The organism is Azonexus sp. IMCC34842, assembly GCF_050368855.1.
GTDB lineage: Bacteria > Pseudomonadota > Gammaproteobacteria > Burkholderiales > Rhodocyclaceae > Azonexus > Azonexus denitrificans_A.
This window is the reverse complement of the sequence record NZ_CP178449.1, coordinates 4,328,130-4,343,259: the sequence shown is the minus strand read 5'-3', so window position 1 is coordinate 4,343,259 and position 15,130 is coordinate 4,328,130. Positions and strand designations below refer to the sequence as shown.

Here is a 15,130-nt window from a genome sequence, read left to right as displayed (position 1 = left end):
CCGTTATGGGTGCCAGCGCACCGAGCGGCGGCGTCGCCTTGTCTATTCTCTCCATCACGGATACCGGATCGCATCGGGCGTCCGCCCCCATTCACTTAATTATCAGGAGTTCGCCATGAACAAGGATCAAGCCAAGGGTCGTCTCGAAGAAGCCAAAGGCAAAGTCAAGGAAGTCGCCGGCAACCTCGTCGGCAACGACGATCTGGAGTTGAAAGGAAAGATTCAAAAGTCCGGCGGCAAGGTCCAGTCGGCCTACGGCGACCTGAAAGAAGACATCAAGGACGCCAGCAAGGGCAAATAGATATTTGCTGCATTGGCCGGAGCATCGGCCAGTGCTCTTTTTCGCCGCCGCCATTCCCGATCGACAACCGAAAGTTCGCTGACTTCATGATCCGGATCGAATTGCAGATCGATTTACAGTATGAAATTGACGGTGCAGGGGCCGATTTCGTATTCAACATCCATGCGGCGCAGACGCCGAGTCAGCTGGTTTCGGCTGAAAAGCTGACGCTCAGCCAGTCGATCCCGTCACGGATGTATACGACGCCGATCACCGGCAATCGCTACATGCAGGTACATGCGGCGCCAGGTGCCTTGAATCTAAGCTACACCGCGACAATCGATCTGATGCATCACTTTGCGGATCCGACGAAAATCACCGAAGTGCCAGTGCGGGACATGCCGCCGGAGGTCATTGGCTATATCTATCCAAGCCGCTACTGCCAGTCGGACCGACTGATCAAACTGGCGAACAACGAATTCGGCAGATTGGCGCAAGGCTATAGTCGGGTGCAGGGCATACAGGAATGGGTAAAGAGACACGTCACGTTCACCCTGAACAGCACGAACACCAACACTTCGGCAGTCGATACGCTGATTCAACGCGTCGGCGTATGTCGCGATTTCGCCCACCTGATGATCGCCCTTTGCCGCGCCCTCAACATTCCGGCCCGCTTTGCCACCGGCACTGATTATGGCGCCGACCCGACGCTGGGCCCGTCCGACTTCCAGGCCTACGTTGAGGTATACCTTGGTCACCGCTGGTATATCTTCGACCCCTCAGGCACCGGAATTCCGATGGGATTCGTCCGTTTCGGTACTGGCCGGGATGCCGCCGACGTGTCTTTTGCGACCATATTCGGTGGGGTCCGGACGCATGCGGCAGTCATTCGCGCAGTCGCCGTCGACGATCCCGCCAATGGCATGGTGCTGCCCCATTTCTGCAACGAAGCGTTATCGACCGACACGTCTACGGTGCCGGCCGCCACCGAATTGACTCAAGGCAACGACCAGCCATTGCTCTGGTAGAGGCAAGGATGCACTGGAAGTAATCAAGTAGCCAGTCGGTGAGTTCACCGATGCCGTCAGTGCGGTCTGAACTGAAGGTGCTTTTTTTGTGTATGGCAGGGTCAGGAAAGGCCAGCGATGATGCGACTGTCTCGTGCGATGACTTGGGTTGCCTCCCTGGCTTCGCTTTCCCTCGCCGCCTGCGGTGAGATGGCGACGCTGCCGGTTTCTGCCGGTAGCGGGCTGCGACCGACGCTGCCACCGCCCGTGCAAACTTCAATACCAACCGTCAATATCGCGCCGGCGATCGGCTGGCCGGTCGGGACGACGCCGGTCGCCGCGCCGGGTACCCATGTTGCGGCGTTTGCCGGAGGTCTGGATCATCCGCGCTGGCTGTATGTCTTGCCCAACGGCGACGTGCTGGTGGCCGAGAGCAATGCGCCGCCGAAGCCGGACGACAGCAAAGGCATCAAGGGCTGGGTTATGGGCTTGGTGATGAAGCGGGCGGGAGCCGGCGTAGCCAGCGCCAACCGCATCACGTTGCTGCGCGACAGCGATGGTGACGGCGTGGCCGACTTTCGCTCGGTCCTCCTCGAAGGCCTGAATTCCCCATTTGGCATGGCTTTGGTCGGCAACGATCTGTATGTCGCCAACAGCGATGCCGTGCTGCGCTTTCCCTACCAGGCGGGCGATACGCGAATCACGGCTCCCGGCCGCCAGGTCGTCGCTCTCCCGGCCGGACCGATCAATCACCACTGGACCAAGAACCTGATTGCCAGCCGGGATGGCAGCAAGCTCTACGTGACGGTGGGTTCGAACAGCAATGTCGCTGAACGCGGGATGGCGGTTGAAGCCGAGCGAGCGGCGATCTGGGAGGTCGATATCCGGAGTGGCGCGCACCGGGTTTTTGCTTCCGGGCTGCGCAACCCGAACGGACTGGCCTGGGAAAAACAGAGCGGCATGTTGTGGACCGTCGTCAATGAGCGCGACGAGCTGGGCAGCGATCTGGTTCCCGATTACCTGACTTCGGTGCGCGACGGCGGGTTCTATGGCTGGCCCTACAGCTATTTCGGTCAGCACATTGATCAGCGCGTCAGTCCGCAACGCCCCGAGCTGGTGGCCAAGGCGATCGCCCCGGACTACGCGCTTGGACCGCACACCGCATCGCTCGGCTTGGCCGCTTCTTCGGGTACGACCTTGCCGGCCCGCTTCGCCAACGGCATGTTCATTGGCCAGCACGGCTCATGGAACCGCCGGCCGCACAGCGGCTACAAGGTGGTCTTCGTTTCGTTCGCCAATGGGGCGCCGGACGGCACTCTGCCGGTCGATGTGCTGACCGGTTTTCTCGACGAGCAAGGCCGCGCCTATGGCCGGCCGGTCGGCGTGGCGCTCGACCAGCGCGGCGCCCTGCTGGTCGCTGACGACGCCGGGAATATGATCTGGCGGGTGACGGCGCAGTGATTGGTGAGCGCTGACTTCAGGCGGCCGGAACATCCCGCGGCATATCCAGTTTCGCTTTCCCGTCACGCCGGGCAAACCACCAGCAGCCAACCGTCAGTCCGATGCCGAAGACCAGGTGGGCAAGCAGAGCCGCCCCGTCGCGGGCGACCGAGAACCACGGGAAGAGCAGCGTAAAACCATACAGATTGACCAGGTAAATACCCAGCCCGTAGCAGGCCCCGGCAACGATGGCCGGCCCGACGGAGCGGCGCGGGGCCAGCATGGCAGGAATCAGCGCGTAGGCGATGGACAGGGCGAAGTGGATCAGGGTGGCCACCACCAGGATCTCCCAGCGCGCGGTGGACGGTGGCGGCAGCACGCCGGGCCCCATGAGCAGGGCTGCCGTCAGGCGGGCATCGCGAAAAAGCGTTTCGAGGATGGGGCGGCCCGCCAGCCACCACAGGACAATCTGGGCCAAGGTCGCCAGCGTGCCGGCACCAACGCCGGCCATCACCAACATCAACGGATCGATCCGCCCGGCTTTCCGCAAGCCTCCGGAGACGCCCTTGGGCGTGCCGTTGCCGGCCGTCAGATCGATATTCTCCTGACTGAGCAGCGCCGCCCCGAGTCGCCGCGCCAGCCCTTCGCCGCCCTGGGTCATGATCTGACCATGGTTGCGAATGAACAGCGGGCGGGCCAGCGGGGCGAGCAGATTCATCCACCACCGGGTGCTTCGGACGTGCCATTCGAAATGCACGATGCAGCCCTCGCCATTGGCGGCGAACCGCCAGCTGCCAGTCCCTTCAAGGTCGCCTCGGGCGCCCCCCTCGATGGCCACCAGCGCTTCGATCCGTGTCGCGCGGACCTCGAATGTCAGGAGGTAGGGCAAGTCACCCTGCCACGAATAGCGCCGGACACAGTTGATGCCGTTGCCGTCACCGGCCGCCGTCTGTTCGACTTTTTTGGCGCCTGACCACCACTCCGGCCAGTGCATCGAGTCGTGGATGGTGTCATACACCTGCGCCAGCGGTGCATCGATGCGCCAGATTGTCAGCAGGTGGTATTCGGCCACAGCCTTACCCTGCCGTTTCAGTGTCGGGAATGCTCAACCGGCGCCCCCGTTGCCCGGCATGTCGATTGCGCCAAACCGACCGGCGCGCCCAACAATCTACCGATCAATTTCCGGGTTGGCGCTTCGCTCGGTTTGTCCATTTTCGCTTCCCCTTGAGTCGTTCCGACGAGCATGCCAAACGGTGATTTCGGACACCGTGCGCCAACACACACAGGCCAAGCCAACGTCCTATATGCGTTGGCGAACGGAGTATGGGCCGCTGCCGGCAGATAGTGCACGTTACCCATGGGCTCCTCTCGTTTGAGTGCGTGACACGATTCCCGGTTCAGCAGGAGCAGTGCAATGTCGTTTTCCATCTGGGCGCTGGTCATCGGCGCTCTGCTGATCACCATGGCCCTCGCCGGTTCGCTGATGAAGCGACTTCCGGTCAGCGCTTCGATGTTCTATCTGGTGGTTGGCTACGGGCTGGGCAGTGCCGGCTGGGGGTTGATGGCCCCCGAGCCGCATCGGACGGCGGCCATCCTTGAGCGGGTCTCCGAAGTGGCGCTGCTGATTTCACTGTTCTCGGTCGGCCTCAAGCTGGGCCTGCCGTTTTCCAGCCACCACTGGCGTTTGCCGCTGCGCCTGGCGTTTGTTTCGATGACCCTGACCGTCGGCCTCATTTCGCTGGTGGGCGTCTTTTGGCTAGCCTTGCCACTCGGCGCAGCCGTCCTGCTCGGCGGCATTCTGGCGCCAACCGACCCGGTGCTCGCCTCGGATGTCCAGGTTGACGACCCCCATGACAGCGATCGCCTGCGCTTCAGCCTGACCGGTGAAGGCGGGCTTAACGATGCCGCCGCTTTTCCCTTCGTGCTGCTCGGCCTGGGCCTGCTCGGCATGCATCAACTCGGAGCCGGCGGCTGGCGGTGGCTGGGGATCGATGTGCTGTGGGCGCTGGCCGGTGGCTTGGCGATCGGGGCGATCCTGGGCGCGCTGATCGGCAAGCTGGTGGTTTATCTGCGAACGCGCCACCAGGAAGCCGTCGGTCTCGATGAATTCCTGGCCCTCGGACTCGTTGCGCTGGCTTTCGGCGTGGCGCAACTGGCCCATGCCTCGGGCTTTCTCTCGGTGTTCGCCGCCGGTCTCGCCCTGCAGCGGGTCAAGGAGCGCTCGCGCCGGCAGAAAGCCCCGCAAGAAGGGCAGGCCGGCTTGCAGGACAAGGAGTCCCATCTTGCCGTGGCGACCCATCCCAACCTCGCCGGCGCTTACATGATGCAGGCGGTGCGCGGCTTCAACGAGCAACTTGAGCGCATTGCCGAGCTGGTCATCGTCCTGGCCGTCGGAGCCATGCTGGCCTATGTTCGTGTCGATCTGGCGACGACGGCCTTCCTCGTTCTGTTGTTTTTTGTCCTGCGCCCGCTGGCGGTGTGGTTGGGATTGCTCGGGGCGCAGGTGTCGGGCGATCAGCGGCTGTTGATTGCCTGGTTCGGGATTCGTGGCATCGGCTCCATCTACTACCTGATGTTTGCCCTGAATCACGGCCTTACCGGCTCCTTGGCCGATCAGGCGATCAACATCACGCTATCGGCGGTTGCCGCATCGATCATCCTGCACGGTATTTCGGTAACGCCGTTGATGTCCCTCTATGCCAGGCGGCAGGCCGGCAAGAGTCGGCGATCCGATTCAGAGAACCGGCGTCATGAAATTCGTTGATTGGCCAGATTCAGCCGTCGAGACGAAGACAGCAACCCACTAGTTGTACCAATTTCGCTCAGGTCAGCTGGTCGGCAAATCGGTGATTGACATCGCGATGCGTCGCCTCGTCGGCGCGAACGGCGATGATGACCTCGCGCAAGCGTGCGTCAGCCGCCAGCTTCCAGTAATCGATGGCGATTGCCGGGGCCGGGACGTTGGCGTAAGTGCCGTCGTCTACGCCTGCCAGATAGGTCGTGTAGCTATATACCGCTTCTTCCTCCAGGTAACCGACGACCCGATGTGCCGTGGCCGGCGAGAGCAGATAAAGCAGAAAGTAGAAGTTGTAAAACGCCCCCTGAACCAGCAGGATCAGCAGGCGCTCGAACCCCGATGGCCGGGCAATGTGAACGAAGGTCATCAAATGCATGCGCTCGTTTTCTGCTTCGTCCACCAGCGTGCGGATCCAGCCATGATCGGATTCCATCCGGCGCAGCGATTTCAGGTGCTGCAGCGAACCGCCGACCATGCCCGGTACTGCGGCGATGGTTTCGAGAACGACGGCGCGATGACCATAGCGTCTGGCAAAGAAACTGTCCGCAAAGAAGCGCAGGAATTTGACGAACAGATAGGCAAGCCTGTCGCGCACATTCTCCGGGGCGTGATGTTGCAGTTGTTCAAGCTGCTCAGGCACGATGAAAGAACCTGTTGGTGTGGTCCGGCAGTTGATCCGCCTGCTGACCAAGAACCTGAACGGTATTCATTTTTGGCCTTCGCGTGATTGGATCAATCGGTTGCAGGCTTCGACACAACGGGCGCCGGCCTTTGCGCAATGCTGACAATGATCCATTTCGTGGGATGCACACTCGCCACTACAGGCATGGCAGATAACCGCGCAGAGGGCACAGACCTCCTTCATGTGTTCGTCGCCACGGGCGATTGAAGCGGCCGCCAGCCGGCAAAAATCAGCGCATTCCATATCGAGCGAAATGCAGCGTGCCATCATTTTCGGATCATTTTCATTGAGGCAAGCAGATGCGCATTCCAGGCATGCCGTAGCGCAGTCATTGCATGCTTGCAGGCATTCACTCTGTATTTCATTCAGCATCACGATCTCCGGTAAGTACCTCTGTTCGGTTGGCTGATTATTTCAACAAGCCCCTTGCGGCTCAGTTCGATTGCACACACAGCCATACGGTTAGCGGCAATGACTGGGCTACTCAAGTCGAAGTGCCTGATTTTTTGCGATGTTGCGAAGGGGCAAGCCCGTAAGGCCGGACCGGAAACCCCATCGCTGCCTTGCCCCGCCAGCAAGGTTGGCTGGCGCACAGAGCCGGCCTGGATGGCGGCGTATCTTCCAGACTTCGCCAAGGGCAAGCCAATACAGGAGAAATATCGCCATGCTCAAGTCACGAGAAGGACAACACGTCCCCCAGGTAACTTTTCCGGTCAGGGTCAATGGCGCATGGGAGAAAGTCGACAGCGACGCCCTCTTCAAAGGCAAGACGATTGTGCTGTTTGCGCTGCCGGGCGCCTTCACGCCAACCTGTTCGAGCATGCACCTGCCGCGCTACAACGAGTTGGCCGAAACGCTAAAGGAGAATGAAGTCGATAGCGTGATCTGTCTGGCCGTCAACGATCCATTCGTGATGGAAGCCTGGCAGGAAGCGCAAAAAGCGGAAGGCATCTATTTCCTGCCCGACGGCAATGGCGAATTCAGCGCAGGGATGGGGATGTTGGTCGATAAATCGGATATCGGCTTGAGCAAGCGGAGCTGGCGTTATTCGATGCTGGTCAAGGATGGACTGATCGAAAAGATGTTCATCGAGGCGGAAGAACCGGGCGATCCTTTCAAGGTTTCCGATGCCGATACGATGCTCGGCTACATCAATCCCAACGCGCTGCCGCCCCCCCGGATCACCCTCTTCAGCAAACCCGGATGCCCGCATTGCGCCCGGGCCCGCGAGATGCTGAACAAAATCGGCGATCGCTTCGAAGACATCGAACTGGGCAGCAACGGGATCAGCTATAGCTCGCTGCAGGCAGTGAGCGGCAAGGGGACGACGCCGCAAGTCTTCATCGACGGCCAGCACATCGGCGGGGCCGACGAACTGGCGGTCTGGCTGGCGAAGTCCCAATGACCCCGATCCATGTCGATGTCGCCATCATCGGTTCCGGCACAGCCGGCACCGCGGCCTACCTGAGCGCCCGGGCCCATACCGATTCGCTCCTGCTGATCGAAGGCGGCAACTACGGCACGACGTGCGCCCGGGTCGGCTGCATGCCGAGCAAACTGTTGATTGCGGCGGCAGAAGTCGCGCATCAGGCGCGCCATGCCGATCGCTTCGGCATACTCGCCACCGACCTGGTGGTCGACGGCCCGGCAGTGATGGCGCGGGTACAGCGCGAACGCGACCGTTTTGTCGGACTGGTCCTCGCCGCCGTCGATGCCATGCCAAGCGGCGACCGGTGGACGGCGAAGGTCAGCTTTCAGGACGCCAATACCCTGGTGACGCCACAAGGCCAGCTGATTCACGCCCGTCACATCGTCATCGCGACCGGCAGCAAACCCGTCTTGCCGCCTTTGCTGCAAGGCCTGGACCAGCACTTGCTGACCAGCGAGAACATTTTCGATTTGCCGACCCTGCCGAAAAGCCTGGCCGTTTTCGGGACCGGGCCGCTCGGCATCGAATTGGGGCAGGCGATGAGCCGCCTGGGCGTCGCGGTCAAGATGTTCGGCGTCGGCGGCGGCATCGCGGGTATTCACGATCACGAGATTCGCGACTACGCGAACAAGATTTTCAATGACGAGTTCTATCTCGATGCAGCGGCCGAAGTGGAATCGGCCAGCGAAACGGCAACCGGCGTTACGCTAGGTTACCAGCACAAGAACGGCACCCCGGTCGCCGAGGAGTTCGACTATGTGCTGGCGGCAACCGGGCGGGCGCCGGACCTTGCCGGACTGGCTCTGGCCAACACCGGACTGCAGTTGGATGAACGGGGCGTGCCGCTGTTTGACCGCTACACGCTACAATGCGGCGACAGCACGATCTTTGTTGCCGGCGATGCCAGCAACGAGATTCCGCTGCTCCATGAAGCCGCCGACCAGGGACGCATTGCCGGCGACAATGCCGGGCGCCATCCCAACGTCCTGCCCGGTTTGCGCCGCACGCCGCTGGCCATCGTCTTCTGCGACCCGCAGGTCGCCTCGGCCGGCATTGCCCTGAAGACGCTGAACCAGCACTTCCAGGGGCGCTTCGTCGTAGGCTGCGCCTCCTTCGAAGACCAGGGACGCAGCCGGGTCATGCTGCGCAACAAGGGAATGCTGAAAGTCTATGCCGAGGCAGGTAGCGGCTTGTTGCTGGGCGCCGAAATGTTCGGCCCGAGTGCCGAGCATATCGGCCATCTGCTCGCCTGGGCGGCGCAAAAACGCCTGACGGTGGAGGAAATGCTGGAAATGCCCTTCTATCACCCGGTCATCGAAGAAGGACTGCGGACCGCCTTGCGCGACGTGAAGCATCAACTGCACGCCGGTTCGGCGATAGTCGATCAAGGCATGGATTGCGGGCCGGGTGGCTGAAGCGATAGTCAACCAACCGGCCGGCGGCCGCGAGTGATCCAATCACCGCGGCCAAGGCCTTGGCATGAACCACAGAAGTATTTTTGACTTTACCAAGCAGGTTGTCAGATTTCTGGTGGGTCCGTCTCGCGTACCGGGTGACGATGCTTGCCTAGCGCAGCAATGAAGGCTGCCGCACCGTCGTCAAGCGTATCGGCGCTGGCCAGCAAGATGCCCGGATCCGGCTTACCCGACGCCAGCGTGTTGGCGATGCCGGCGTTGTCGAGCAGGGCCCGCCCGGCGCCGAGGGCCAGGATGGTCTTGCCGTGGCGATACTGATTGGTCACGAACTCCAGTGTCTGCCCGTATCCGGCGAGCCGCGTCACCCCGTCGCTCCCATCGGCCAGGACGAGCGCGTCGAACAGTACCGACGGTGAATTTTCCAGCGTAACGGTCGCCGCCACCGACTCGCCGTCGGCCGTATTAACCGGACCAAGACGGGGCGCGACAATACTCGCGACGGCGCCGGCCGCGGTCAGCGCCGCCTGAACGGCGACGACCGAGGCGCCGTGCCCCCCATCGGCGACCAGGATCGCCACCTTGCGGGTGCGGATCCCGCCGTTGCCGGGCAACGCCGTCAGGGACAGGGCGGGCGATTTGAGCACTTCGGGGGGCATGACTTTCGCCAAGGCTTTCGGCATGGCCTCGGGCAGTTTCATACCCAATCCGTCGGCGATTTTCGCCGCCATCTCGGCGGATACGTTCACCAACGAGGCCAGCATGCGTTCGCGAATGGCCGGCACGGTCAGCTTGCTCAGTTCGAAGCGGAAGCCGCCGACGATGTGCGCCTTTTCAACCTCGGTCTGGCTCTCATAGAACAGGGTGGCCTGGGTATAGTGATCGGCAAACTTCTCCGGCTTGCCACGCAGCTTGTCGCCTTCGAGCGGTTCGGGGAAAGACACAAAACCCGCCGTACCGGCCTGGAACGGACAGCCGCCGCCGAGCGAGTTGGGCTCGTAGGCAACCCGGCCACGCGGAATGGCCTGGCGATGCAAGCCGTCGCGCTGGTTGTTGTGGACGGGCACCAGCGGTGCGTTGATCGGGATTTCGTGGAAGTTGGCCCCACCCAGCCGGGTGATCTGGGTGTCGACATAGGAATGGATACGGCCAGCCAGCAGCGGGTCGTTGCTGAAGTCGATGCCCGGCACCACATGGGCGGTACAGAAGGCAACCTGTTCCGTTTCGGCAAAGAAATTATCAGGGTTGCGGTTGAGCACCATGCGGCCGACCGGCGTCACCGGCACCAGTTCTTCGGGGATCAGCTTGGTGGCGTCGAGCACGTCGAAGCTGAAGGCTTCGGCCTGGGCTTCGGTGAAGATCTGCAGGCCAAGTTCCCATTCCGGGTATTCGCCGGCTTCGATGGCGTCCCACAGGTCGCGGCGATGGAAGTCGGAATCGGCACCGGCAATCTTCACCGCCTCGTCCCAGACCAGCGAATGGGTGCCGAGTTTCGGCGTCCAGTGGAACTTGACGAAGTGCGACTCGCCCGCCGCATTGACCAGCCGGAAGGTGTGCACGCCGAAGCCCTGCATCATCCGGTAGCTGCGCGGTATGCCGCGGTCGGACATCACCCACATCAGCGTGTGCGTGGTCTCCGGCATCAGCGAGGCAAAATCCCAGAAGGTGTCGTGGGCCGACGCGGCTTGCGGCAAGCCGTTGTGCGGTTCGGGTTTGACGGCGTGGATCAGGTCCGGGAACTTCATCGCATCCTGGATGAAGAAGACCGGGATGTTGTTGCCGACCAGATCCCAATTCCCCTCGTCGGTGTAGAACTTGACGGCGAAACCGCGCACGTCGCGCGCCGTATCGACCGAGCCACGTTCGCCGGCGACGGTGGAAAAGCGCACGAAGACCGGCGTGATCTTGCCCGCCTCCTGGAACGGTGCGGCGCGAGTCAATTCGGTCAGTGGCTGGTAGGCCTCGAAATAGCCGTGGGCGGCCGAGCCGCGCGCATGAACGATGCGCTCCGGAATGCGTTCGTGGTCGAAGTGGGTGATCTTCTCGCGCAGGATGAAGTCTTCCAGCAGGGTCGGCCCGCGCAGGCCGGCTTTCAGCGAATTCTGGTTATCACCGACGGCGACGCCCTGATTGGTCGTCAGCATCTCGCCAGCGGAGTCGGTGCGCGCCCGGTCGAGCGAGGCGGCACCGCCGCCGGTCTTGGCCGACAGGTTGGCTTCGCTGAGCGTGCTGGCGGAGGCAAGATCGGAGTTCGGCTCCTGCCTCTGTCCGGTCGGCGGCGCAATCGCATTGTCCCGCCCGAATTCCTTGCTCTTGTTGGCGTTGTACGGCATTGACGCAGCGAGTGCCTCGACGGCGGCGGCTTGTTGCGCCAGCCCGCCGGCGGAATCGAGGCTAGTTTCGGGGCTGGGCTTCTGGTTGCCAGCCATCGGTTTTGGATCGGTCTTTTTCATGGGGTCATCCTGAGTAATTGATGGTCGTGATTAACCTGGCTCGAAATCGACCTGGACACCGCAATGGCCTGCACAGGAGAAATCAACGGCGCCGTTTTGGTTTGGCCTTGGGCGATGCCGGCGGTGTCTCGCCGAGCAGGGCCTTCAGGTTGTCGTTGGTGGCCTTGGTCACCGCGGTGTTGATTTGGCGCTTGGCCTGCGCCGTCGCCTGGCCGCGCAGCGTGCCGGCTACCCGGTTTGCCGTGCTCAGCCACATGCTCATGAACGGGTTCTTTTTCAGCCAGGGATTTGCCATGTCGGGTTTCCTTCAGCCGCGGGCGGCGAGAAGATCGGCCTTGCGCGCCGCCATCCGGGCACCGAGTTCGACCAGGTCCAGCGAAGTACCCTTGGCCTTGGGGAACATCTCGTTCTGCTCTTCCTTGACGTGGTGTTCGACGTATTCGGACAGCACCTTGACCTTGGCGTCATAGATGGCGCCGTCGGGTTCAACCCCTTCAAGTTGGGAGATCAACTCCTTGATGCCGGCATGCTCAACCGTGGCTTCCGGCACCAGCAGTTTGTCCTTGAGTGCCGTCTTGACGGCCGGGTAGAAGATCTCTTCCTCGATCTGCGCATGCACGCTCAATTCGCTGCAAATCTCGGCGACAAGCGCCTTCTTTTTGCTGCCCGAATTGGTTTTTTCGTAATTGGCAAACAAATCGCTGACCGTTGCATGGTCAGCCTTGAGCAAGGCGATCGCGTCCGTTGCGGCGGCTGGGGCTTTCGGTGTGGCGGGGGTCTTGGTGTGAGCAGTCATGGCAGTTCCTTGGTTATTTGGCGGTTAAGGGGCGTGCAATCAATGCACGAAAAGCGCGATCAGGATGATGATCGGGATGGGTATGCCGAGAAAAAACAACAAAAGTGAACGCATGGTGTCCTCTTGAAATCGAGTAGTTGAATTGGATAGTCAGGCGTCACGCTGACGACCGCCGTAAGTCGCGGCCAGGCTGGCGACAAAGGCACCGATGAGCAGGGACACAAATATCCACAACGCAGCGTAGGCCGAGGCCTGGCGGGCCTTGTCGGCGGCATCTTTGGTGGCAACTTCGGCCTTGTGCAGCTTGGCCTGAGCGCGCGCGTAGAGGTCGGTCACCCGCTTCTCGGCTTCTTGTTGCGATACGCCAGTGCGTTGGGCGACGAGCTGACCGACGTACCGTATGTCCTCGGGCGGCAGGGGTTCCGAACGGCTGACGTTGGCGAAGATACGGCTGACTTCCCCGGCATCCTTGCTCATGGTTCGCTCGGACGCTTCGGCAGGCAGCGCAGCCCCGGTCGAAGGGGCAGCCTCAGCACGCCCATCGCGACGAAACAGGGAGTCGACAAAGTAAGCCATTGGCCCATTTTCTTCAGAGGCCATCTTCCCCGATGCAGCAAAACCGCCTGCCGCCACGGTGGCCGTGTTGGCGACTCCACCGACGACCGAGGCTCCGGCCTGGATGCCGCCGCTCAGGATGGATCCGATAGCCGAAGTCAGCAGCGCTGCGGTAGCCAGCGAGGCCACGGCCCAGGCCAGAAAACCGTGCGCGGTGTCGCGGAAATAGACCTCATCGGTGTGCGTATCCAGCCATTTCGTGCGCAGCCGGCCGGCCAGGTAGCCCCCCATCGCCGACGAAAGCAACTGCGTGAGCGTCAGCCAGACGATGGTGGACACGCCAAAGCTCGCGGCGCTGATGCCTTCACGCGCCCACGGCGATACCGAAGACAGACCCAGCCCGACGCCGAGAATCAGCAGGATCAGCGACAAGGAGGCAGCGGCAGCAGCGCCAGCTGCGATGGCACCCCACGAGACGGCGCTGGTTACGGAACTCGTGGTGGCAGTCTGGCCGGCCGCTAGGCGGTATCCGCGTTCCAGCGGCGTAAGAGGTGGCGTAGTCGTAATAGCCATGGCAGTCCTTAAAGTGAATTGCAGGTTTGGAAATGTCACGCCCGATAACATCGGCAAGATGTTTCACGGTAGTGCCCCGGCCAAGCCGGGTCTGTGGGACGACGCACATACCCGTTGCGGTCATTGGGGCGTCTTGCTCGGCGCCTGCTTGATCAGACTGATCTGGCCATCGCCCTCCAAATACATTCGCTTGACCAGCAATGTCATCGACGCCCTGCCCTTGTGCCATCGGCCTCCGTTGTCCTGGCAAGGCGCATCGTTTACCGCACGTTCGAGAGACGCGAAATCGCTGGCGTTATGTAGGCAAGCGAACAGATGTGAGCTCTTTTGGCGCCTAGACTGAACCGCTGCTGCTGGCGCCATGCGGCGTTCGAGTATTCGGGAATGAAGGAGAGGTTCCTCCATGCAGGTGCTTATCGTCGCAATCGCGTCAACGCTGTTTGCGGTCATCCTGGCGCTGAACTTCACCACTGGCGAGAAGAAAATCGAGCAAAGCATCGAGCGCCTTTACCCGGCTGCCGATCCAGCCTTTGCGCGGGCGATGGGCGTATTGCTCGGGCCGGCCATCCTGCCGGGTAACCGTTTCGAAGCCCTGTTGAATGGCGACCGAATTTTCCCCGCCATGCTCGCTGCCATTCGTGAGGCGAAGAAGACCATCACTTTCGAGAGCTACATCTATTGGTCGGACGCCATCGGCCAAGCGTTCGCCGACGCCCTGGCCGAACGGGCCCGCGCCGGCATCAAGGTGCACGTGCTGCTCGACTGGGTCGGCAGCAGCAAGATGGATCCGTCGCATCTCGCTGCCATGGAGGCGGCCGGGGTCGAAGTGCGCAAGTTTCACAAGCCCGCCTGGTATTCCCTGGCACGCATGAACAACCGTACCCACCGCAAAGTGCTGGTTGTCGATGGCAAGGTGGGCTTCACCGGCGGCGTCGGCATCGCCGGGCTGTGGACAGGCGACGCCGAGGATCCGCAGCACTGGCGCGATACCCACTTCAAGGCCGAAGGTCCGGTCGTGGCACAAATGCAGGCCGTATTTCTCGACAACTGGATCAAGGCCACCGGCGTCGTCCTGCACGGCGACAACTACTTCCCGGAGCTGCCGGCAGCCGGCAATGACGCCGCCCAGATGTTCAGCAGCTCGCCCTCCGGCGGCAGCGAAAGCATGCATCTGATGTACCTGCTGGCGATTACCTCGGCGCAACATTCGATTCACTTGTCGAGCGCCTATTTCGTCCCCGACCAGCTAAGCACTCAGGCGCTGGTCGATGCACTGAAGCGCGGGGTCAAGGTGCAGATCATCGTGCCCGGCGAGCACAGCGACGCGGCGATCGTCCAGAGCGCCTCGCGGGCCCGCTGGGGCGACCTGCTGGCCGCCGGCGCCGAGATCCACGAGTACCAGCCGACGATGTATCACTGCAAGGTGTTGATCATCGACAGCCTGATGGTGTCGGTCGGCTCGACCAATTTCGACACCCGCTCCTTTCGCCTCAACGACGAAGCCAATCTGAACATTTACGCAACCGATTTTGCTGCCGGGCAAGTCGAAGTGTTCACTGCCGATCTCTCGCGCGCCCGCCGGATCAGCCTGCAGGAGTGGCAGCAGCGGCCGCTTGCCGAAAAGTTTCTCGAGCATGCGGCGTCGCTCATCGGCGCCCAGTTGTAAGGCATGGCCCAAGTGCAAGCGACTGCCGCCCCGGCCTCTA

Annotated in this window: 14 protein-coding genes; 7 read left to right on the top strand and 7 right to left on the bottom strand. The window is 62.0% G+C overall.

Annotated features, from left to right (window positions below; translation table 11 throughout):
- Positions 1-115 precede the first annotated feature (115 nt).
- The 3 genes from ACLIKD_RS20760 to ACLIKD_RS20750 all read left to right on the top strand — a co-directional run bounded on the left by ACLIKD_RS20760 (position 116) and on the right by ACLIKD_RS20750 (position 2,748).
- Complete coding sequence (locus tag ACLIKD_RS20760; RefSeq protein ID WP_428826528.1) at positions 116-301, top strand: CsbD family protein; 186 nt, start codon at positions 116-118, stop codon at positions 299-301.
- Positions 302-387: 86 nt separating this feature from the next.
- On the top strand, positions 388-1,308 hold the full coding sequence (locus ACLIKD_RS20755) for a transglutaminase-like domain-containing protein (protein WP_428826527.1): 921 nt from the start codon (positions 388-390) through the stop codon (positions 1,306-1,308).
- A gap of 117 nt (positions 1,309-1,425) precedes the next feature.
- Positions 1,426-2,748, top strand: a complete 1,323-nt coding sequence (locus ACLIKD_RS20750; RefSeq protein ID WP_428826526.1) for a PQQ-dependent sugar dehydrogenase — start codon at positions 1,426-1,428, stop codon at positions 2,746-2,748.
- A gap of 16 nt (positions 2,749-2,764) precedes the next feature.
- Here ACLIKD_RS20750 and ACLIKD_RS20745 read toward each other — a convergent pair whose 3' ends face one another.
- Positions 2,765-3,799 (bottom strand): SRPBCC family protein, encoded by a 1,035-nt coding sequence (locus ACLIKD_RS20745; RefSeq protein ID WP_428826525.1) that lies wholly within the window; start codon positions 3,797-3,799, stop codon positions 2,765-2,767.
- A 342-nt stretch (positions 3,800-4,141) separates the two neighbouring features.
- On the opposite strand from ACLIKD_RS20745, the gene ACLIKD_RS20740 reads away from it, so the two are divergent.
- Positions 4,142-5,491 carry a cation:proton antiporter gene (locus ACLIKD_RS20740; protein WP_428826524.1) on the top strand — a complete coding sequence of 450 codons (1,350 nt, stop codon included), beginning with the start codon at positions 4,142-4,144 and terminating at the stop codon, positions 5,489-5,491.
- A 58-nt stretch (positions 5,492-5,549) separates the two neighbouring features.
- Here ACLIKD_RS20740 and ACLIKD_RS20735 read toward each other — a convergent pair whose 3' ends face one another.
- Complete coding sequence (locus ACLIKD_RS20735) at positions 5,550-6,164, bottom strand: alternative oxidase (protein WP_428826523.1); 615 nt, start codon at positions 6,162-6,164, stop codon at positions 5,550-5,552.
- A 66-nt stretch (positions 6,165-6,230) separates the two neighbouring features.
- Positions 6,231-6,578, bottom strand: a complete 348-nt coding sequence (locus ACLIKD_RS20730; protein WP_428826522.1) for a four-helix bundle copper-binding protein — start codon at positions 6,576-6,578, stop codon at positions 6,231-6,233.
- Positions 6,579-6,870: 292 nt separating this feature from the next.
- Here ACLIKD_RS20730 and ACLIKD_RS20725 point away from each other — a divergent pair, with 292 nt between their 5' ends.
- Positions 6,871-7,611, top strand: a complete 741-nt coding sequence (locus ACLIKD_RS20725) for a glutathione peroxidase (RefSeq protein WP_428826521.1) — start codon at positions 6,871-6,873, stop codon at positions 7,609-7,611.
- Positions 7,608-9,050, top strand: a complete 1,443-nt coding sequence (locus ACLIKD_RS20720) for a dihydrolipoyl dehydrogenase (protein ID WP_428826520.1) — start codon at positions 7,608-7,610, stop codon at positions 9,048-9,050. The genes ACLIKD_RS20725 and ACLIKD_RS20720 overlap by 4 nt, the downstream gene beginning before the upstream one ends.
- A 104-nt stretch (positions 9,051-9,154) precedes the next feature.
- Here the strand turns inward: ACLIKD_RS20720 and ACLIKD_RS20715 are convergent, their stop codons facing one another.
- The 4 genes from ACLIKD_RS20715 to ACLIKD_RS20700 all read right to left on the bottom strand — a co-directional run bounded on the left by ACLIKD_RS20715 (position 9,155) and on the right by ACLIKD_RS20700 (position 13,424).
- Positions 9,155-11,500: a catalase gene (locus tag ACLIKD_RS20715; protein WP_428826519.1), complete on the bottom strand. Its 2,346-nt coding sequence runs from the start codon at positions 11,498-11,500 to the stop codon at positions 9,155-9,157.
- An 82-nt stretch (positions 11,501-11,582) separates the two neighbouring features.
- Positions 11,583-11,795, bottom strand: a complete 213-nt coding sequence (locus ACLIKD_RS20710) for a hypothetical protein (protein WP_428826518.1) — start codon at positions 11,793-11,795, stop codon at positions 11,583-11,585.
- Between the two features lie 12 nt (positions 11,796-11,807).
- Positions 11,808-12,296 carry a hemerythrin domain-containing protein gene (locus ACLIKD_RS20705; RefSeq protein WP_428826517.1) on the bottom strand — a complete coding sequence of 163 codons (489 nt, stop codon included), beginning with the start codon at positions 12,294-12,296 and terminating at the stop codon, positions 11,808-11,810.
- Positions 12,297-12,446: 150 nt separating this feature from the next.
- Positions 12,447-13,424 (bottom strand): hypothetical protein, encoded by a 978-nt coding sequence (locus ACLIKD_RS20700; RefSeq protein ID WP_428826516.1) that lies wholly within the window; start codon positions 13,422-13,424, stop codon positions 12,447-12,449.
- 403 nt (positions 13,425-13,827) lie between these two features.
- Between ACLIKD_RS20700 and ACLIKD_RS20695 the strand changes: the two genes are divergently transcribed.
- Entirely contained in the window at positions 13,828-15,090 is a 1,263-nt protein-coding gene (locus tag ACLIKD_RS20695) for a phospholipase D-like domain-containing protein (protein ID WP_428826515.1), read from the top strand.
- Positions 15,091-15,130: the final 40 nt, after the last annotated feature.